The following is a 17,441-nucleotide window of genomic DNA, read 5'->3' as shown; positions in this document are numbered from 1 at the left end:
TAGATTTAGATTTAGAAGAGAATGTCCACCCAGATTTTGAGGGCGGTGGCCAAGATCAGCGCGGCCAAAATGCCTTTGAGAATCTTCGCCTTTACGCGCTTGGCCACGCGCACGCCAAGGGGCGAAGCCAGCGTGCTGGCGATCACCATGATCACCGCGGGCCAGAAGAGCAGATGGCCCGTCAGCACCTTTCCCACCGTCGCGCCAATGGAGGAGATGAACGTGATGGCCATCGACGAGGCGATCGCCACGCGGGTGGGAATGTTGAGGACCACCAGCATGATCGGGATCAGGATGAACGCGCCGGCCGCCCCCACGATGCCCGACAGCAGTCCTACGACAAAGGCGGACAGGGTGGCAATGGGCTTGGAAAACGTCACCTCTTCGTAACGTGCTTCGCGTTCCGGACGCGGAATGAACATCATCACCGCCGCAATCGCCGCCAGAACGGCGTAGACGAAGTTGATCGTCGCGTTGTCCAAAAACTTGGAACCAAAGCCGCCGAGAAAGCTGCCGAAAATGATCGCCGTCCCCATGTAGGCAACCAACTTGGGGTGAATGTACCGGTCTTTGCGATACGCCCATACGCCGGCCAACGTGGCAAAGAACACCTGGACGGCGCTGACGGCGGCCACCTCCTGCGCCGAGTAGGAAGCAACCCCGAGAAGCGGGGGAATATACAGCAACATGGGGTATTTGATGATCGAACCGCCGATTCCCACCATCCCGCTGATAAAGGAACCGACGAACCCGATGGCGAACAGCGTCAACGCTTCCGCCCACGACATGAACGTCACCTCTTCTCCTTCAGATGGATTCGCATGCGGATAATTTACGGGTACCCGTATATGTATTCTACAGCGGATCAGAGGGCTCCGCAATCGGTCCCCTGGAAGCCGCCGTTAGTTTTTGTGAATCCCGCGCAACGTATACTTGCGTTTTGGCTCCCGCTGCGCTAATATACCCCTAGGGGTATAATACGAAAAAGGGGGGGTTCTTCATGTCCGTGATCACCGTGACCGATCGGACCTTCGACCAAACAATTCGGCAAGCGGGGCCCGTTCTGGTGGACTTCTGGGCGCCGTGGTGCGGGCCGTGCCGTATGCTGGCACCCGTGCTGGATGAGCTGGCGCAGGAGCTGGGCGACCGCGTCACCATCGCCAAGTTGAACATCGACGAAAACCCGTATACCGCCAGCCGGTTCGGCGTCATGAGCGTGCCGACGCTGAAGCTGTTCCGCGGCGGCATCGAGCTGGGCACCCTCGTCGGCTACAAGCCGAAAGAGCTGCTGAAATCGTGGGTGGAATCGTATCTGTAAGCCGGAAGAAGGAAGGGGACAACGCCCATGCTCGAAACCCTTTTGCCGCTAGCCCTTGTCGTCGCGCTCATCTGGCTCCTTTACACCCGCCTGGCGCCCGTGCGCGGTGTGGCCACCATCGGTCCCGCCGAACTGCGCGCGCGCCTAAAGGGTCCGCGCGCGTTTCTCCTCGTCGACGTCCGGGAGCCCCACGAATACCGGGCGGGGCATCTTCCCGGCGCCATCAACCTTCCGCTCTCGCAACTGGCCGTTCAACACCATCGCCTGCCAAAAGACAAACCGATCATCCTCTACTGCGCCAGCGGGATGCGCAGCAAACAGGCTGCCCGCTGGCTCAAAAAACGCGGCTACACGCACCTTGTCAACGTCCGGGGCGGTCTGATCGGTCTGAACGACGTGCTGGTCCGCTAGACGCAAAAACGGGACACGCCCCTGCGGCGATGTCCCGTCCGTTTTTCCGGTTATGGGCTTCCGCGGTGCGGTCCGCTCCCCTCCAGGCCTAACAGCGCGTCGACGGCCCGCATCAGAAGCTCATCCTCCCGGTCCGATCGCTTGATCGCGACAAACAGTTGATTCGTCACGGGCTCCGGCGGATCCCAAAGGATGCGCAGACGGCCGCTCCGCACGCCTCCTGCGCACAAGTAGTCCGGAAGCACGCTCAGGCCATAACCGCACGCCACCAGCTCGGCGATTGTCCGCAAATCGGGAACGACCAGCACCGACTCGAGGGTGGGGCGATGCCCGAACCCCCTTCGCCAAAATCGCCGGATGATCGGCAGCTCTGGCCCGTAGGCGATCCACGGCTGGACCAGGAGCCATCGCTCCAGATGCGCGCGGTCGTCGACGGCGGGCGCCACCTGGCTGTAGAGCTCGTTGCCCCGCTTTGTAGGCACCATCCCCCGCGGATGCCGCTCAAACAGGGGAGCGCCCACTTCCGCCTCCAGCGCCGCAATGTGCTGGCTGATGGCCGGCTGGGTGAGGTGGCGCACAGCGGCCGCTCCCGATACGCTGCCGCTCCGATACACCGCCACAAAGCTCCGAAACCACTCGAAATCCGCCATAACTCGTTTTATCCCCCTGCGGGATTTTTCTCATTTCCATTCTACCGTTGAGGCGAGGTACTCTAATAAGGGAATCGAAAACAGCGAAAGGGGGACAAACCATGTCGAAACGCATCCTCATGCTCGTGACCAGCCACGACAAGATGGACGACAAGCATCCCACGGGCATTTGGCTGTCGGAGTTCGCCGAGCCGTACGAGGAATTCCAAAAGGCGGGGTACGCCATCACGGTGACGAGCCCCAAGGGCGGGCCGGCGCCGATCGACCCGCGCAGCCTGAACGAGGAAAACGAGCGGCGCTGGGAGGCGGCCATCGCGCGGCTGAAGGACACCGTTCCCGTCGCCGCGGTCAACCCCGAGGAGTACGACGCCCTCTTTGTTCCGGGCGGCCACGGGACGATGTTCGACTTCCCCGTGGATCCGAACGTGCGCACCCTCGTGCGCCGCTTTGCCGAGGCGAACAAGGTGATCGCCGCCGTCTGCCACGGCCCGGCGGCCCTCGTCGGGGTGGTGCTGTCGAACGGCCAGCCCCTGGTGGCCGGGAAGCGGGTCACCGCCTTCACCAACGAGGAAGAGCGCGCCGTTCAGCTGGACAAGCTGGTGCCGTTCCTGCTCGAATCGCGGCTGCGGGAACTCGGGGCCCACTTCATCGCCGCCGAAAAATGGACCGACCACGTGGAGCAGGACGGTCTGCTCATCACCGGGCAAAACCCGCAGTCCGGCATTTCCGCGGCCCAAGCGGTCATCCGCACCCTCGAAAGCACGGCCAAGGGCTGAGCCCTTCCGACGCGGTAGGTGGCGCGGGTCGCCACTGGCGTTGGGCTTCTCGCTCGCGTCCGTCGACGCGAGCGTTTTTTTGTTTGCGGCGCGCATCCCGTGTATTCTCCACATTCTTCCTCACCTTTTCAACCGGGCCGCCGTGGCGTACACTAATAAAGGAACCGAACATATGTTCGTATGGAGGGAAGGCCCATGGGGCGCTTTGTGCGCACCGTGCTTCTCGCCGACATGGACGCCTTTTTCGCCAGCGTGGAACAGGCCGACAACCCCGCCCTGCGCGGCAAGCCGGTCATCGTCTGCGGCGACCCGGAAAAGCGGCACGGCATCGTCCTCGCCGCGTCCTACGAGGCCAAGCGCTGCGGCGTCAAGACGGCCATGCCGGTGGGCGAGGCCCGGCGCCTGTGCCCGGACGCCGTATTCGTGCTCCCGCGCATGGCCACCTACGTGGAAGTGTCCAACGCCATCCTCGCCATGATGAAGGAGATCACGCCCCTCGTCGAGCCCTTCTCCATCGACGAGGCGTTCCTCGAGCTGCCCGACGCCACCGACCTCGTGCGCGACGGCGTGGAGACGGCGCAGCGGCTCAAAGCGCGCATCCGGCGCGAGATCGGCGTCACCTGCTCCATCGGGGTGGGGCCGAACAAGCTCTTGGCCAAGATGGCCGCCGGCCTGGAGAAGCCCGACGGCCTCACCGTGCTCACCCACGAGGACGTGCCCACTCGGCTGTGGCCCCTCCCCGTGCGGGAGCTGTTCGGCGTCGGACCGCGCCTGGAGCGCCACTTTTACCGCATGGGCATTCGCACCATCGGCCACCTCGCCCAAACCGATCCCGAGCGCCTGGCGCGCCGCTTCGGCCTGATCGGGCGGGTGCTCCACCTGTCGGCCAACGGCATCGACTACAGCCCGGTCGACCCGGCGTCGGTGGCCGTGCGCCGGTCCATCGGCCACATGTTTACCTTGCCGCGTGACTACCGCACCTTCGAGGAGCTGCGCGTGGTGCTTCTGGAGCTGGTCGACGACGTCTGCCACCGCGCCCGCGCCCGCGGCTACGTCGGCCAGACGGTCTCCCTCACCCTGCGCTTTGCCGACCTGTCGGGCCTGCACCGCCAGAAAAAGCTGGAGGCGCCCACCAACGTCACCCCGCCGGTGTTCGCCGCCGCCTGCGACCTGCTCCGGCGCTTCTGGAACGGCCAGAGCGTGCGCATGGTGGGGGTGAGCCTGGGCGCCCTTTCCCCCGACACCGGCTTTCAGCTCGACCTGTTCGGCCGCGAAGCGCGCCAGCGGCGCCTCGCCGCGGCCATCGACCGCATCCGCGCCCGGCACGGCAAGACGAGCCTCCTCCGCGCCGTCTCCCTCACCCCGGCCAGCGTCTTCTTCGACCGCGCCGGCAAGATCGGCGGACACCGCAGGTAACGCCGGGCCATGCAGGCGGTGCCGGCAAATGCCGCCCCGTCCGCGCGCCCATTTCCATACGCCCGGGTGACGCCCGCCCGCGGCGGCGAATACCGTGGGTAATGACTCTCCCGACAGCTATGGACCATCATCGCGATAAAGGGCAGCAAATGATTGTGTAGCAGCCTTCAGTCGCTTCTGGAAACGGGTTGAAGCCCATGAGGCCGAGCTGGAAGCCCTCTTCGTCGCGCTGCAGAAGGCAATGACCACGTACCTTCCCGACTAAAGCAAGCGCCTGGCCCCGGACAGCAAAGCCATTCGGTCGTAGGCGCGTCACCGGCCGAAAAACACCAGGATGTATGCACGCCAGTTGATCGCACGTGCCACGTGTTAGACACAAAGTCAACGACTATCACGATTCGACAATCAGTTCATTTTTGTCGAAATTTGTCTACTATTTCTTGTTTACATATGAGGGGGCTGTTATTAAAATTGATGACGGATAACCAAAAACTATAAATCTTATACATGGAGGGGGTATTCTGGTGATAAAAGAGAGTTTATTATTAAGATTAAGATTTATTGGCGTTCTTGTGTTAGCGTTGTCATTAGTGTCTCCAGGACAGCTTGCTTTTACTGCTCCACAAGGAAAGGATAAGGAACCAAAGGCCTTCAATTCTTTTAACAAAGGGGAGATACGAATGTCAAAACGTGGTGCCGGCGTAGCGTTTTGTGGTATCTCCGCATTTCTTTTTGCGTCTCATTATATTACAGCCGCATTGTATCGGCTTAGTTTACAAGGAGGTGGCTGGGGAAAAAGTGATTTTTCGCAATATTTAAGTTATGTAGGCAATACTCCACGAATATTAAGCATAATAGCTTTAGTTGTTGGAATTTATTATTTGTATGAAGCTGAGAAAAAAGGCAATAAGAATTAAAACACTTGCATTGGCCCTGCGTAAGAAGAATGGCAGGGCCATACTGTTTTCATGGCTGGACATACAGCAACAGGTTCACATAGCGCGCTTCTGTAGGATATACCGTATCCACGTCGGGCTGCACGGGCGATGTCCACCCCGCCCGTGCGCCCATTTCCACACGCCCGAGTGACGCCCGCCCGCGGCGGCGAATACCGTGGGTAATGGCTCCGCCACCACTCAAGAAGGAGGAGGAACGCGTCCCCATGTGGAAGCACCCGTACCCGCCGTACATGGGACCCATCGCCCCGCCAATGCGTCACACCAACTTCAAGACCTGGCGTCCCTATGCGAGCCCCTTCGACCCCTGCCCGGCCGAACGGGTGAAGGCGTACAACACGCCGCCGAACCTGTACCTGGGCTTCCAACCGCCCAATTTGCCCCAGTACCCGCCGCGGGAAGCCCTCCGGCGCGGCACCCTGTGGCCGGCCCTGTTCAGCCCGTATGAGGGATACAACCGTCCAGTCGAACGGGAAGGGGAGAGCTGCGATGGACCGTCGTCACATTGACGAGCAGCGGAAGATGCCGGAGGAATATTACGAGCTCCTCGAGGAGCTGCAGGCCCTCGACTTCGTTCTGCTGGAACTGAACCTGTATCTCGATACCCACCCGGACGACCTGAACGCCGTCCGCCAATACAACGACCTCGTCCGGAAGCGCAAGGGCGTCAAGCGTCAGCTGGAGGCCATTTCCGGCCCCCTGCAACACTTTGGCCACGACTACGTCCGGTATCCGTGGAACTGGGATGACGTGCCGTGGCCGTGGCAGGTCTGAAGCGCGCCGTTCCCTCGCCGGGATTGCGGCATCCCGTTCAACCTGAAGCAGACCATTGGGCCAAAGGAGGACCGCCATGTGGATCTATGAGAAAAAGCTGCAGTACCCCGTCCGGGTCAGCAAGTGCGACCCGCGGATGGCCAAATACCTTCTGGAACAATACGGCGGCGCCGACGGCGAGCTGGCCGCCGCCCTCCGCTACCTCAACCAGCGCTATACGGTGCCCAACAAGGTGATCGGCATCCTCAACGACATCGGGACGGAGGAGCTGGCCCACCTCGAAATGATCGCCACGATGGTCTACAAGCTGACCAAGGACGCCACGCCGGAACAGCTGAAAGCGGCCGGACTCGGCGAACACTATGCCAGCCACGACAAGGCGCTGTTTTACCATGACGCCGCCGGCGTGCCGTTCACGGCCGCGTACATCCAGGCCAAGGGCGACCCCATTGCCGACCTCTACGAGGACATCGCCGCGGAGGAAAAGGCCCGCGCCACCTACCAGTGGCTCATCGACATGACCGACGACCCGGACCTCAAGGACGGCCTGCGCTTTTTGCGCGAGCGGGAAGTGGTGCACTCCCAGCGCTTCCGGGAAGCGGTGGAAATTTTGAAGGAAGAGTGCGACCGGAAGAAGTATTTTTAGTGTTTAATGGGCTTGGCCGGACACGTTCGTTCCCCAGCCAGAGACAACAAGAAAACGCCCTCGGTCGCATTGGCACCGAGGGTTTGTCTGCAGTCCGATCCTTCCCGTGCCCCGACGGGAAGGCTTTTTTGCATGGGGAAACGGTGGCGCGCCACACCCTACTTTTCCGGTTTCAGCCGCATCAGCCGCATGCCGTTGAGGGTCACGAGGAGCGTGGCCCCCATGTCGCCGAGCACGGCCAGCCACAGCGTCAGCCACCCCGGAAAAACGGCGATCACGGCAATGGCCTTGGTCACCAGGGAGAAAGCGATGTTCTGCCGAATCACCCGCAGGGCCGCCCGGCTGAGCCGGATCGTAAAGGGCAGCTTGCTGAGGTCATCGGCCATGAGGACGATGTCCGCGGTCTCCAGCGCCGCGTCCGTCCCCACGCCGCCCATGGCGATGCCGACCGTGGCCGCAGCCAGGGCCGGCGCATCATTGATGCCGTCGCCCACCATCGCCACCTTGCCGTATTGCTGTGCAAGGCGGCGGATCGCCGCCACCTTGTCCTGAGGGAGCAACTCGGCTTCAAAGGCGTCTACGCCCACCTGCGCGGCGATGGCCCGGGCCGTCACCGCGTTGTCGCCGGTGAGGAGGATGGTCTTCTCGATCCCGGCTTTCTTGAGTTCGGCGATGGCGATGCGGCTCGTTTCCCGCACCTCGTCGGCCACCGCCACAATCCCCAGAAACGCCTTCTCCGTGCCCAGGACCATCGCCGTCTTGCCTTCTGCCTGCAAGCGGCGCACCTGTTCGGCTACGGGCTGAGGCGACAGGCCCAATTCCTCGAACAGGCGGAGGTTCCCGATGTACAGGGTTTGCCCGTCCACAACCCCCTTTGCCCCCCGCCCCGGAAGCGCTCGGTCACCGCAGGCGCGCCCTTGGTCAGGGTGCCCGTCTTGTCGAAGGCCATGGCCCGCAGGGCGCCGGCCTCCTCCAGGTGGATGCCCCCCTTGATGAGCACCCCGTTCCGCGCGGCGTTGCTGATCGCGCTGACGATGGCCACCGGGGTGGACACGACCAACGCGCAGGGACACGCGACGACGAGAAGGGCAAGGGCCCGGTACAGCCACGGCCCCCACGCGTCGCCGAGAACAAGGGGCGGCACCACGGCCGTGCCGACCGCTGCCACAAGCACGATTGGGGTGTAGACGGCGGCGAACCGATCGACGAAGGCCTGGGAAGGCGCGCGCGTGGCTTGAGCCTCCTCCACCAGATGGATGATCTTGGCGAGGGCGGTGTCTTCCACGCGCCGGGTCACCTCGACCTCAAGGGAACCGTGGGTGTTGAGGGTTCCGGCAAAGACCTCGTCGCCGGGGCCTTTTTCCACCGGGACCGACTCCCCCGTGATGGGGGCTTCATTGATCGCCGACATGCCCTTGACAATGCGCCCGTCCATGGCGATTTTCTCGCCGGGCCGGACGATCAGGATGTCCCCTATCTGGACCTCCTCAACGGGAATCTCCACCTCGCCCGTCGGACGGCGAACGCGGGCCACCTTGGGGGCGAGGTCCATCAGCTCGCGGATCGACCGCCGGGTCCGGTCCAGGGTCCAGGATTCCAGGACTTCGGATACCGCGTACAAGAAGGCCACCACGGCACCTTCTTCCCAGACCCCGATGGCCATGGCGCCGATCACCGCGAGGGTCATCAAGACGCTCATGTTGAGGTTGAGGCGTGGGAGGGCATACCAGGCCTTCCGGGCGTTCCCCCACGCGCCGGTCACCATTGCGGAGACGTAGAGCGGAACGTAGACGGTGCCCGGTCCACCGGATCGGTCCACGAGATACGCCGCCAGGAGGGCGACGCCTGACACAACCGCCCGGATGAGGTCACCGTTGACCTTCCGCCGGGTTGTTTCGGCTTGGGGCTCCCCTTCTGGGACGATGGTGTAGTTCTCCGCCTTCCCCAGACGGCGGATCGCCTCCAGATCCGCCTCTCCTTCGACGACAAGCTTTCCCGTAGCGGTGTTGAGCTTCGCCCTGTTCACGCCAGGGAGTGCCGCGACGCTCTTCTCGAACTTCGCGGCGCAGTCCAGTCAGGTAATCCCTTCCACGCGGAACACGGTCGGTTTTCCGCGGGCTGGATGTGCAGCTTGCGCCATGTCTACTTCCCTCCTGCTTCCTTCTCTCCTCGGTCGCAATGCAGATGGTGCAACACCTCGCGAACCAGATTCCCGATGGAGGAATCGGCCAGGCGGTAATACACCAGCTTGCCCTCCCTCCGGTACTTGGCCAACCCCATGTGGTGCAAAAGCCGGAGGTGATAAGATGCCGTCGCCTTGGTGCTGCCGATGAGGGCGGCCACGTCGCATACGCATAGTTCGGCCTGGCTCAGGGCGTACACAATCTTCACCCGGGTGTCATCGGCCAAGGCTTTAAAAACGGTGGCCACCCCCTCCATGCGCTCAACCTCGGGCTTGAGACGGCTTACCACGTCTTGATGAACGACGTTCACTTCACAAACCGGTGCATCGGGCTCCGGTTGGCAACGGATCGGTCGAGGCGACATGGCGCACCTCCACAGTCAAAAAGTAATATGATCGTATTTTCATTTTCCTATGCCGAGGCCGGGGGGGTCAACCGGCAAACCGCATGCCGCAGCGAAACCAAACCGAAGCAAGCGGGACAACGGGTTCACCCTCCAACGGGCCCTTCCTCTACAGGAAATCGCCGCCGGATGTCGAATCATAGGGAGAGGGCGATCCGGATTTGGACGGAGGTGAACGCATGCGCCCTGACCTGTTCGCACGCCTGGTGACCCTGTACACCGTACACCAGCTGCCGGCACCCGACGCGGCCGTTGCCCCAATGGCGCCATCGCATCACGACCTGTTTGCCGCGCTGCTGGCCGCGTACCTGCAGCAGGCCGGGGAAAGCGCGGCGGCTTTGGCCGATCAATCGGAGAACACAACAGCAGGCACGGCATCCCGCGTGCCTCCCGCTGGGAAGCCGAATCCGCCCCGGGTTGCGCAAGCCGAAAGCGCGCCGATCGGCGGCACCGAAAAGGGGATGTCGACCTCACCGCCCGATCGGCACCCCTTCGACACGCTGATCGCCCAGGCGGCCCGCAAATACGGCGTGAGCGAACGGCTCATCCGCCGCGTCATTCAGGTGGAATCGGGCTTTAACCCCCGCGCCACGTCGCCAGCCGGGGCGATGGGCCTGATGCAACTCATGCCGGCAACGGCCCGCTGGCTGGGGGTGCGCGATCCCTACGACCCGGCCCAGAACATCGACGGCGGCACGCGCTACCTGCGTTCCCTCCTTGATCGCTATAAGGGCAATGTGGCCTTGGCACTGGCGGCGTACAACGCCGGACCGGGCGCGGTTGACCGGTATGGCGGTATCCCGCCCTATCGGGAAACGCGGGCCTACGTGGCCAAGGTGCTCGGCCGAACGGTCGACGCGCAAGGGTAACCTCGCCGACGCGCGCACGCGAACATCGGGTGCATCCATGCCGGGCCCACAACGCGAAAAACGCGCCTTCCATTGCGGAAGGCGCGTTTTTCTGTGAAGGGGTGCGGTTCAGGAAGCTGTTGCCGCGTCGGGCACCATCCTCCAGGCAACCCGTCCCGCGACGCGGGGCAAACTACAGCACGGTGCGACATCCTTGCGTTTCACCATGCCGTTTGAAGCCGTTCAGGAGGTTTCGCCATGCGCAAGCTTGCACCTGTTTTGCTGGCCGGGAGCATGGTGCTGCTGGCCGGCTGAAATCCGCAAACCCCGATGCGGAAGATGCAACAAAAGATGCAGCAGAAGATGCAGCAGATGGCGAAACAAAACCTACAGTAACGGCTGCAGCAGCAAAAGCAGCCGATGACCGCGCAACCCCGCGCTCCACAGGCGCAACCCCAAGAGCGGACGCCGTTCCAACCAACTCCGCAGCCCCAGCGGCCCGCTTCACCCAAGGCGCCCGCACCCCAAACGCCCGCCGCCGGAGAACCCCAAGCGCCCGAACACCCCTAAGGGGCAGCGGGCGCTTTTTTGTGGCGCGCCTAACGGGGCACCGAACGCCCGGAAAAGGGGAGCGTTGGGCCGTCAATCGGCTCCTGCAGCTTGCGCACCACCCGTACGACCAAGGTACGTGGAGCCAACCGCTGCCCCTGCACCAGCAGCTTGTTGGGCCATCCCGGAATCACAAGGGATTTGCCCGCCATCATGCCCCGGTACCCGGCGGCCGCCACCGTCGGCGCATCGGCCATCAGAAAGCGCCGCTTGAAAAGTTTGGAGGAATCCAAGCGGGCACGCCGATCAAAGTTGGTCTTCACCGGCCCCGGACAAAGCGCCGTGACGGTCACTCCCGTCCCCTTCAGTTCCGCGGCCAGGGCTTCCGAGAAGGAGAGCACATACGCCTTGGTGGCGTAGTAGACGGCCATCAGCGGACCGGGCTGAAAAGCGGCCATCGAGGCCATGTTGAGGATGCGGCCCGCCCCCCTCCGGATCATCTCCGGCACCAGCAGCTTGGTCAGATGGGTCAAGGCGACGACGTTGACCTGCAGCATGTCCCGCTCAATGGGCCAGTCGGTCTGGGCAAAGGGGCCATACAGCCCAAACCCGGCGTTGTTGACGAGGAAATCGACGGCGATGCCGCGTTCCCGCAGCGCCTCGTAGATTTCCCGCGGCGCGTCGGGTTGGGCCAGGTCCGCCGGCAACGGGATGGCCTGCACCCCGTGGCGCCGCTGGAGTTCGTCGGCCACGGCCGCCAGCTTCTCTCTGCTGCGCGCCACCAACACCACATTGTGCCTGTTCTGGGCAAACAACTTGGCCAGTTCGTGCCCAATGCCGCTTGATGCGCCGGTGATCAGCGCCGTCTTGCCGCCTGCGCCCATGGTCTCCCTCCTTCGATCGTTGCGCCGCTCCCCTCAAACGGCATGTATACGCGTGATCCGGCGCCCATTGCTCCGCTTTTTTCGCCATCGGCAGGCAATTTCCTCTTCCTTTTACGTCGCGTGCCATCGCCTGATCGAAAAACACCGCAGCCCCTCGGCCCTGCTATCGCAATCGCGCGCGCCGAAACGCCGCACACGCCGCCACCCAGCGCTCGGCCATGCGCGGATTGGAGGCAAAATGCAGGTGGGTGTAGCCGGCAAGCACCGATCCGGCGGCGTAGCCTTCACGCCGTTCGCCAAAGCGCGAATGGACGCAATAGGCGTACGGCCAGGCGTCGGCGGCGTCCGGCTCCGGCTCGAGGACCGAGTAGTGAAACGCGTGGCCGCGGGCCGTCTCGCCGGCGGCCAAAAGGGGCGTGTCGCGTTCGGCCCGCACTTCCCGGTACCCCAGTTCGGCCAGGCGCTGCCCCATGCGCACGCGGGCGGGGATGAGGCCGACCATCTCGTGCGTCCGCCCGTCGGAGGTGGTGAGCGCGCGGCACAGGTACATGTAGCCGCCGCACTCGGCAAAGATGGGCATTCCGGCGGCCGCCGCCTGGCGGATGTCGGCCTTCAGGGCGTGGTTGCGCGCCAGTTCGGCGGCGTACACCTCGGGAAAGCCGCCGCCGAGGTACAGGCCGTCAACCTCCTCCGGGAGCCGGTCGCCGTGCGTCGGACGGAAGAAAACGAGCGCGGCACCGGCATGCTCGAGCAGTTCGAGGTTCTCGGGATAGTAAAAGTTGAACGCCTCGTCGCGCGCCACGGCGATGCGCGCACGGGGCGGCCCGCTGTGGCGCTTCTCGGGCGAAAAAAGGCGCGGAGGCTCGGGCGCAAGGGGCGGGGCCGACCGGGCCAAAGCGACAACGGCGTCGAGGTCGACCGTTTCGGCGACGCGCGCGGCCAGCTTGGCAAACAAAGGCGCGAGTTCCCCCCGCTCCACCGCCGGCACGAGGCCGAGGTGCCGCTCGGGGATGACCAGGCCGTCGTCACGCACGAGGGAGCCCACCACGGGCACGCCGCAAACCTGCTCCACCGCCTCGCGGATGAGCCGCGCGTGGCCAGCGCTGCCCACCTGGTTGGCGATGACGCCGGCGATGGCAAACCCCTCGGCCATCGCCTGGCAACCCTTCACGATGGCCGCCGCCGTGCGAGCCATGCTGGCGGCGTTCACGACGAGGAGCACCGGCGCGCGGAGCAGGCGGGCGATGTGCGCCGTGCTGCCCTCGTCGTCGGTGGCCCGCTTGCCGTCAAAAAGCCCCATCACCCCTTCGATCAGCGACAGGTCCGCCCCGGCGCTGGCGCGGAGGAAGATCTCCCGCACCGCCGCAGGCCCCATCATCCACGCGTCGAGGTTGCGCGACGGCCGGCCGGTGATCGCCGTGTGGTACGTCGGATCGATGTAGTCGGGCCCGCACTTGAAACCCTGCACGGCAAGGCCGCGCGCCTTCAACGCCGCCATCAGGCCGATCGTCAGCGTCGTCTTGCCCACCCCGCTGCCCGCCCCGGCAATGACGAGACGGGAACGGTGAACGCCGGCCGCCTCACCGTCCGCCGCGGGCAAACCACAGCCCCGCTCGCTTGCGCTCATGGCCCTTCCTCCTTTCCGGCGGCCGCTTGCGCGATTCGGGCGGTCTCCGCCGCACCGGTGTCCGCGGTGCCGTCCCATCGCGGCGGGCCGTAGTCGACGAGGGCCACGGAAATCGTGCAATTGCCGTGTTTCTTTTTCTCCAGCACGAGCGAGGTGGCGTTGGCCGAACGCATCGCCGCCGGCTCGCTCACGCCCCAGGCGCCGGTGTAGCGGTACACCGTCTCCGACGGGTGGGCGATGGGCACGGCGTTGAGCTCCTCCGGGGTATAGGCGACAAGGGGCCAGCCGTATTTGGCGCACACGGCGACGAGACCCGGCTCGTCCTTCTTCCGGTCGATCGTGGCCACGTTGCGCACGCTTTCCACGGCAAAGCGCAGCGCATCCAGCGTGTCGCGTATGACCTGCTCGATCTCCTCGGCGCTCGTGCCGCGGTTGCAGCCAAGGCCGAGAACGATGGAACGGGGGCGGTAAAGAACGCCGTTTTCCAGGATGGCCTCCTCGTCGGGATCGAGCAGCCGGTGCGTCACGACGAGGTAGGCGTTCGCCTTGGCCGCCAGGGCCTCGCGCACCGAGCGGTACACGGTGATGTTTGGCGGCAGGGGATGAGGGTGTTCCCACCAATCCGGCTCGCCCGACTCCTGCACCACGGCCACGCGCTCGCCGTTGACCACGGCGGCGCTGACCGGGGTCACCTTGTCCCAGTTCACCAGGCGCCAGCCAAAGCGGCGGCCGAAGAGGTCGACGGCGATCGTCCCCTGCACGTCGGAGGCGGTGGTGATGACCGGCCGAGCGCCCAGGCGGCGGGCGATGTCCCGCGTGAGAAGGTTGGCCCCGCCGACGTGGCCCGACAACACGCTGATGACATGCTCGGCGCGGTCGTCGATGACGACGACGGCCGGGTCGGTCTTCTTGTCCACGAGAAGCGGTGCGATCATGCGCACCACGGCGCCGAGGGAGATGACGAGCACCAGCCCGTCGTAGCGGGCAAAGAGCTCCGGCAGGATGCGGCGCACCGAACCCTCGAACAGGCGGAAGCCCCTCTCCGCCTCGTCACCGCGGGCGTGCTTTTTCATGTAGAAGACGTCGACCGCCGGAGCGTCCGGATCGCCTTGGTACGACGCGGCGAGCCGGCGAACGATCTCCGTCCCGTGGGTGGTGATGGCCACCAGGGCCAGGCGGCGATGCGGCAGGTTTGGGTTCATGCTCCCTCTCCCCTCCCGGTCCGGTACCCGTGCGTGAACGCCGGATCGTACAGGCGTGAGCGGTAGGCGCTCGAGCGAGCCAACTCCGGATCGAGGGCCCGTCCAGCCAGGATCATGGCGTGGCTGCGGATGCCGGCGCGGCGCACCGCCTCATCCAATTCGCCGAGGGTCGTGCGGAGGATGCGCTCGTCCGGCCAGGTGGCCTTGTACACGACGACGACCGGCGTGTCGTCGCCCCACCCGGCGGCGCGCAGCTCGGCCATCACCTTTTTCGTCAGCGTGGCACTCAAGAAAAGGGCCAGCGTGCAGCCGTGGCGGGCCAGGTCGCGCAGCCGCTCGCCCTCCGGCATCGGCGTTCGTCCCTCGACGCGGGTGAGAATCACCGTCTGGCACAGCTCGGGCACGGTCAGCTCGACGCGCGCGGCCGCCGCGGCGGCGAAGACGGCCGAAACGCCGGGGACGATCTCGTAGGGAATCCCTTCCCGCTCCAGCATGGCCATCTGCTCCAGCACCGCGCCGAACACCGACGGGTCGCCGGTGTGCACACGGGCCACCGTCTTCCCGGCGCGGGCGCGGGCAACGAGCACGGCGACAATCTCCTCCAACGTCATCCCCGCGCTTCCCAGCACCTCGGCGTCGGGGCGGGCACGAGCAATCAGGGCGTCGCTGACGAGGGAATCGGTGTAGACAACCACGTCGGCCTCCTGGAGGATGCGCAGCCCCTTTACCGTGATCAGGTCGGGATCGCCCGGCCCGGCACCGATAAACCAGACTTTGCCCATGCCGCTCGATGCGTTCGCCGCCGTCATTTGCGCACCACCATCAGCGTCAGGTACTCCAGCTCCTGGCCCTCGAGGGATGCCACGTCGGTCACGATGCACTCCTCCCCCGGCGCCGTGGCCTTGGTGACCACCGCCGCCTTGTCGAGGAGGTTCCGCTCGCGGAGGAGGCCGATGATCCCGTCGAGCACCTTGGCCACCTTGAGAAAGACAACGCAATCGAAGGCGTCGAGCACGCGCCCCATCGCCGCCAGGTCCTCGGTGGCCGGAACGACGGCGATGCGCTCGTCTCCATCGGCCAGGGGAAGGTCAAGTTGCGCCGATGCGCCATGGATCGAGGAGACGCCGGGGATCACCTTAACCTCCACCTCCGGATGGCGCTCTTTCATCAGCCGGCTGAGATGGATGAAGGTGCTGTAAAAGTACGCGTCGCCCTCGGTGACAAAGGCCACGTCCTTCCCCGCCTCCAGCACGGCCCACACCTGGGCCACCACCTCTTCCCACTGCCGCTCCAGCACGGCGCGATCGCGGGTCATGGGAAAGACGAGGCCGAGAAGCTCTTGATGCGCGGGGTCGAGATACCCCTCAACAATGCGATAGGCGTAGCTGCCTCCGCCCATGCGCGTTTTGGGGTAGGCCACGACGGGCACCTCGCGCAGGATGCGCAGCCCCTTCACCGTGATCAGCTCCGGGTCGCCGGGCCCGACGCCGATGCCGTAGAGCGTCCCGATGCGCGTCATGTCGTCTCCTCCTTCCGGTACGCCGTCAGCACGAACACGGGATTGAGCCCTTCCAGGCGCAGCATGTCGAGGATCGGCTTTGAGCGCGCCACCTGCACAAGGCGCACCTCGACAGCAAAGCCGCGCGCCACAAGCCCCGCATAGGCTTCGTGCAGGTTCTCCAGCGTGGCCGCGTTCAGGACAATGCGACCGCCGGGTTTGAGCCGCGCGCAGACGACGTCGAGAATCGCCGCCATCTGCTTGCCCGTCCCGCCGATGAAGACAGCGTCGGGATCGGGCCACGCCTCAAGGCCTTCCGGCGCCGTGCCGTGGACAACGGTTACCCGGCGCCCAAAGCGACGCACGTTTTCGCGCAGGTTGGCCACGTCCTCGGCATTCTTCTCGATGGCGAACACCTGCCCCTCCGGCGCAAGGCGAGCCGCCTCGATGGCCACCGAGCCGGTGCCGGCGCCGATGTCCCACACCACGCTGTCTTTGCGGATGCGCAGTTCGGCCAGGCTGATCACGCGCACCTCTTTCTTGGTGATGAGCCCCTTGTCCGGCTTGCGCTGGGCGAAGGCCTCGTCGGGGATGCCGAGGGGGATGTCGGAAACCGCGTCGGGACACTTCCGAAGGAGCACCACGACGTTGAGCGGCGCGAACGCGGCCTTGGCCAGCTCGCGCAGATCGTCCCACCACGTGCACCGCTCATCCGGTGCGCCGAGGTTCTCCCCGACAAAGGCGCGGAAGCCGTCAACACCCGCATCGAGCAGATGGCGGGCCACGGCCGCCGGGGTGTTGACGTCGTCGGTGAGGATGGCCACCTTGCGCAGGCGCCGCACCTGCTCTGCCAGGCCGTCGAGGGGGCGTCCGTGCACGCTGAGGAAGGCGGCGTCGTGCCAGCTCTCCCCCATGCGGGCAAAGGCGAGCTGGACCGAGCTGAGGTGGGGGTGGATCTCCACGCTGTCGCGCCCCAGCTTTTTGACAAGGAGCCCGCCGATCCCGTAGAAGAGGGGATCCCCCGAGGCGAGGACGACGATCTTCCGCTCGGGCGGCTGCGCCACCATCCGGTCGACAACCTCGCCAATCGCGCTTTTGAGCACCCACTTTTCCCCGCGAAAATCGGGAAAGAACGAAAGCTGCCGCTCGCCGCCGACCAGCACATCCGCCTCCTCCACCCACCGGCGGTACGCCTCGCCCCAGCCAGCCGGTCCCTCGGCACCGATGCCCAGCACGCGAATCGGCTCCCGACGGCGCATGCCTTCGCGCTTTGCGCAGCTGGCCTCATGTCCGGGACGGC

18 protein-coding genes and 1 pseudogene are annotated in these 17,441 nt (G+C 65.0%); 9 read left to right on the top strand and 10 right to left on the bottom strand.

Annotated features, from left to right (window positions below; translation table 11 throughout):
- Positions 1 to 11: 11 nt before the first annotated feature.
- Positions 12 to 788, bottom strand: a complete 777-nt coding sequence (locus IEX61_RS02180; protein ID WP_054669167.1) for a sulfite exporter TauE/SafE family protein — start codon at positions 786 to 788, stop codon at positions 12 to 14.
- A gap of 212 nt (positions 789 to 1,000) precedes the next feature.
- On the opposite strand from IEX61_RS02180, the gene trxA reads away from it, so the two are divergent.
- Positions 1,001 to 1,318 (top strand): thioredoxin, encoded by a 318-nt coding sequence (gene trxA / locus IEX61_RS02175; RefSeq protein WP_054669138.1) that lies wholly within the window; start codon positions 1,001 to 1,003, stop codon positions 1,316 to 1,318.
- A gap of 27 nt (positions 1,319 to 1,345) precedes the next feature.
- Positions 1,346 to 1,729, top strand: coding sequence for a rhodanese-like domain-containing protein (locus tag IEX61_RS02170; RefSeq protein ID WP_054669136.1), 384 nt, complete (start codon positions 1,346 to 1,348; stop codon positions 1,727 to 1,729).
- Between the two features lie 50 nt (positions 1,730 to 1,779).
- On the opposite strand, the gene IEX61_RS02165 is transcribed toward IEX61_RS02170, so the two are convergent.
- On the bottom strand, positions 1,780 to 2,379 hold the full coding sequence (locus IEX61_RS02165) for a LysR family transcriptional regulator (RefSeq protein WP_054669133.1): 600 nt from the start codon (positions 2,377 to 2,379) through the stop codon (positions 1,780 to 1,782).
- Between the two features lie 101 nt (positions 2,380 to 2,480).
- Here IEX61_RS02165 and IEX61_RS02160 point away from each other — a divergent pair, with 101 nt between their 5' ends.
- The 6 genes from IEX61_RS02160 to IEX61_RS02135 all read left to right on the top strand — a co-directional run bounded on the left by IEX61_RS02160 (position 2,481) and on the right by IEX61_RS02135 (position 6,947).
- Positions 2,481 to 3,155 (top strand): type 1 glutamine amidotransferase domain-containing protein, encoded by a 675-nt coding sequence (locus IEX61_RS02160; protein ID WP_054669131.1) that lies wholly within the window; start codon positions 2,481 to 2,483, stop codon positions 3,153 to 3,155.
- Positions 3,156 to 3,350: 195 nt separating this feature from the next.
- Positions 3,351 to 4,571, top strand: coding sequence for a DNA polymerase IV (gene dinB / locus IEX61_RS02155; protein ID WP_188816668.1), 1,221 nt, complete (start codon positions 3,351 to 3,353; stop codon positions 4,569 to 4,571).
- 524 nt (positions 4,572 to 5,095) lie between these two features.
- A complete protein-coding gene (locus IEX61_RS12335) occupies positions 5,096 to 5,488 on the top strand; it encodes a hypothetical protein (RefSeq protein ID WP_229725601.1) in 393 nt (130 codons plus the stop codon).
- A 293-nt stretch (positions 5,489 to 5,781) separates the two neighbouring features.
- The gene (locus IEX61_RS02145) at positions 5,782 to 6,036 is read left to right on the top strand and encodes a spore coat associated protein CotJA (RefSeq protein ID WP_054670565.1); all 255 of its coding nucleotides are present in this window, start codon (positions 5,782 to 5,784) and stop codon (positions 6,034 to 6,036) included.
- A complete protein-coding gene (locus IEX61_RS02140) occupies positions 6,017 to 6,301 on the top strand; it encodes a spore coat protein CotJB (protein ID WP_188816667.1) in 285 nt (94 codons plus the stop codon). The genes IEX61_RS02145 and IEX61_RS02140 overlap by 20 nt, the downstream gene beginning before the upstream one ends.
- Before the next feature lie 76 nt (positions 6,302 to 6,377).
- Positions 6,378 to 6,947, top strand: a complete 570-nt coding sequence (locus IEX61_RS02135) for a manganese catalase family protein (RefSeq protein WP_188816666.1) — start codon at positions 6,378 to 6,380, stop codon at positions 6,945 to 6,947.
- A gap of 158 nt (positions 6,948 to 7,105) precedes the next feature.
- On the opposite strand, the pseudogene IEX61_RS02130 reads toward IEX61_RS02135, so the two are convergent.
- A pseudogene (locus tag IEX61_RS02130) lies at positions 7,106 to 9,087 on the bottom strand (heavy metal translocating P-type ATPase).
- Between the two features lie 2 nt (positions 9,088 to 9,089).
- Positions 9,090 to 9,494, bottom strand: coding sequence for an ArsR/SmtB family transcription factor (locus IEX61_RS02125; RefSeq protein ID WP_054670559.1), 405 nt, complete (start codon positions 9,492 to 9,494; stop codon positions 9,090 to 9,092).
- A gap of 299 nt (positions 9,495 to 9,793) precedes the next feature.
- On the opposite strand from IEX61_RS02125, the gene IEX61_RS02120 reads away from it, so the two are divergent.
- Entirely contained in the window at positions 9,794 to 10,402 is a 609-nt protein-coding gene (locus IEX61_RS02120; RefSeq protein WP_083462925.1) for a lytic transglycosylase domain-containing protein, read from the top strand.
- Positions 10,403 to 10,980: 578 nt separating this feature from the next.
- Here IEX61_RS02120 and IEX61_RS02115 read toward each other — a convergent pair.
- From IEX61_RS02115 to cbiE, 6 genes are all read right to left on the bottom strand, one after another.
- A complete protein-coding gene (locus IEX61_RS02115) occupies positions 10,981 to 11,814 on the bottom strand; it encodes an SDR family NAD(P)-dependent oxidoreductase (RefSeq protein ID WP_054670562.1) in 834 nt (277 codons plus the stop codon).
- Positions 11,815 to 11,977: 163 nt separating this feature from the next.
- Positions 11,978 to 13,441 (bottom strand): cobyrinic acid a,c-diamide synthase CobB, encoded by a 1,464-nt coding sequence (locus IEX61_RS02110; RefSeq protein ID WP_188816665.1) that lies wholly within the window; start codon positions 13,439 to 13,441, stop codon positions 11,978 to 11,980.
- Positions 13,438 to 14,643, bottom strand: coding sequence for a cobalt-precorrin 5A hydrolase (locus IEX61_RS02105; RefSeq protein WP_188816664.1), 1,206 nt, complete (start codon positions 14,641 to 14,643; stop codon positions 13,438 to 13,440). Before IEX61_RS02105 ends, IEX61_RS02110 begins: the two co-directional genes overlap by 4 nt.
- A complete protein-coding gene (gene cobM / locus IEX61_RS02100; RefSeq protein ID WP_373288387.1) occupies positions 14,640 to 15,452 on the bottom strand; it encodes a precorrin-4 C(11)-methyltransferase in 813 nt (270 codons plus the stop codon). The genes IEX61_RS02105 and cobM overlap by 4 nt, the downstream gene beginning before the upstream one ends.
- Positions 15,449 to 16,162, bottom strand: coding sequence for a precorrin-2 C(20)-methyltransferase (gene cobI, locus IEX61_RS02095; RefSeq protein ID WP_188816663.1), 714 nt, complete (start codon positions 16,160 to 16,162; stop codon positions 15,449 to 15,451). The genes cobM and cobI overlap by 4 nt, the downstream gene beginning before the upstream one ends.
- On the bottom strand, positions 16,159 to 17,400 hold the full coding sequence (gene cbiE, locus IEX61_RS02090; protein ID WP_188816674.1) for a precorrin-6y C5,15-methyltransferase (decarboxylating) subunit CbiE: 1,242 nt from the start codon (positions 17,398 to 17,400) through the stop codon (positions 16,159 to 16,161). The genes cobI and cbiE overlap by 4 nt, the downstream gene beginning before the upstream one ends.
- Between the last annotated feature and the right edge of the window lie 41 nt (positions 17,401 to 17,441).

This window comes from Calditerricola satsumensis (assembly GCF_014646935.1).
Classification (GTDB): Bacteria; Bacillota; Bacilli; order Calditerricolales; family Calditerricolaceae; genus Calditerricola; species Calditerricola satsumensis.
The sequence above is the reverse complement of the archived record's forward strand: the minus strand, read 5'-3'. Positions and strand labels throughout refer to the sequence as shown.

Coding starts and splice junctions, on each gene's coding strand:
- IEX61_RS02180 (WP_054669167.1), bottom strand. CDS start 788: ATGTCGTGGGCGGAAGCGTTGACGCTGTTCGCCATCGGGTTCGTCGGT.
- trxA (WP_054669138.1), top strand. CDS start 1,001: ATGTCCGTGATCACCGTGACCGATCGGACCTTCGACCAAACAATTCGG.
- IEX61_RS02170 (WP_054669136.1), top strand. CDS start 1,346: ATGCTCGAAACCCTTTTGCCGCTAGCCCTTGTCGTCGCGCTCATCTGG.
- IEX61_RS02165 (WP_054669133.1), bottom strand. CDS start 2,379: ATGGCGGATTTCGAGTGGTTTCGGAGCTTTGTGGCGGTGTATCGGAGC.
- IEX61_RS02160 (WP_054669131.1), top strand. CDS start 2,481: ATGTCGAAACGCATCCTCATGCTCGTGACCAGCCACGACAAGATGGAC.
- dinB (WP_188816668.1), top strand. CDS start 3,351: ATGGGGCGCTTTGTGCGCACCGTGCTTCTCGCCGACATGGACGCCTTT.
- IEX61_RS02145 (WP_054670565.1), top strand. CDS start 5,782: ATGCGTCACACCAACTTCAAGACCTGGCGTCCCTATGCGAGCCCCTTC.
- IEX61_RS02140 (WP_188816667.1), top strand. CDS start 6,017: ATGGACCGTCGTCACATTGACGAGCAGCGGAAGATGCCGGAGGAATAT.
- IEX61_RS02135 (WP_188816666.1), top strand. CDS start 6,378: ATGTGGATCTATGAGAAAAAGCTGCAGTACCCCGTCCGGGTCAGCAAG.
- IEX61_RS02125 (WP_054670559.1), bottom strand. CDS start 9,494: ATGTCGCCTCGACCGATCCGTTGCCAACCGGAGCCCGATGCACCGGTT.
- IEX61_RS02120 (WP_083462925.1), top strand. CDS start 9,794: ATGGCGCCATCGCATCACGACCTGTTTGCCGCGCTGCTGGCCGCGTAC.
- IEX61_RS02115 (WP_054670562.1), bottom strand. CDS start 11,814: ATGGGCGCAGGCGGCAAGACGGCGCTGATCACCGGCGCATCAAGCGGC.
- IEX61_RS02110 (WP_188816665.1), bottom strand. CDS start 13,441: ATGAGCGCAAGCGAGCGGGGCTGTGGTTTGCCCGCGGCGGACGGTGAG.
- IEX61_RS02105 (WP_188816664.1), bottom strand. CDS start 14,643: ATGAACCCAAACCTGCCGCATCGCCGCCTGGCCCTGGTGGCCATCACC.
- cobM (WP_373288387.1), bottom strand. CDS start 15,452: ATGACGGCGGCGAACGCATCGAGCGGCATGGGCAAAGTCTGGTTTATC.
- cobI (WP_188816663.1), bottom strand. CDS start 16,162: ATGACGCGCATCGGGACGCTCTACGGCATCGGCGTCGGGCCCGGCGAC.
- cbiE (WP_188816674.1), bottom strand. CDS start 17,400: ATGCGCCGTCGGGAGCCGATTCGCGTGCTGGGCATCGGTGCCGAGGGA.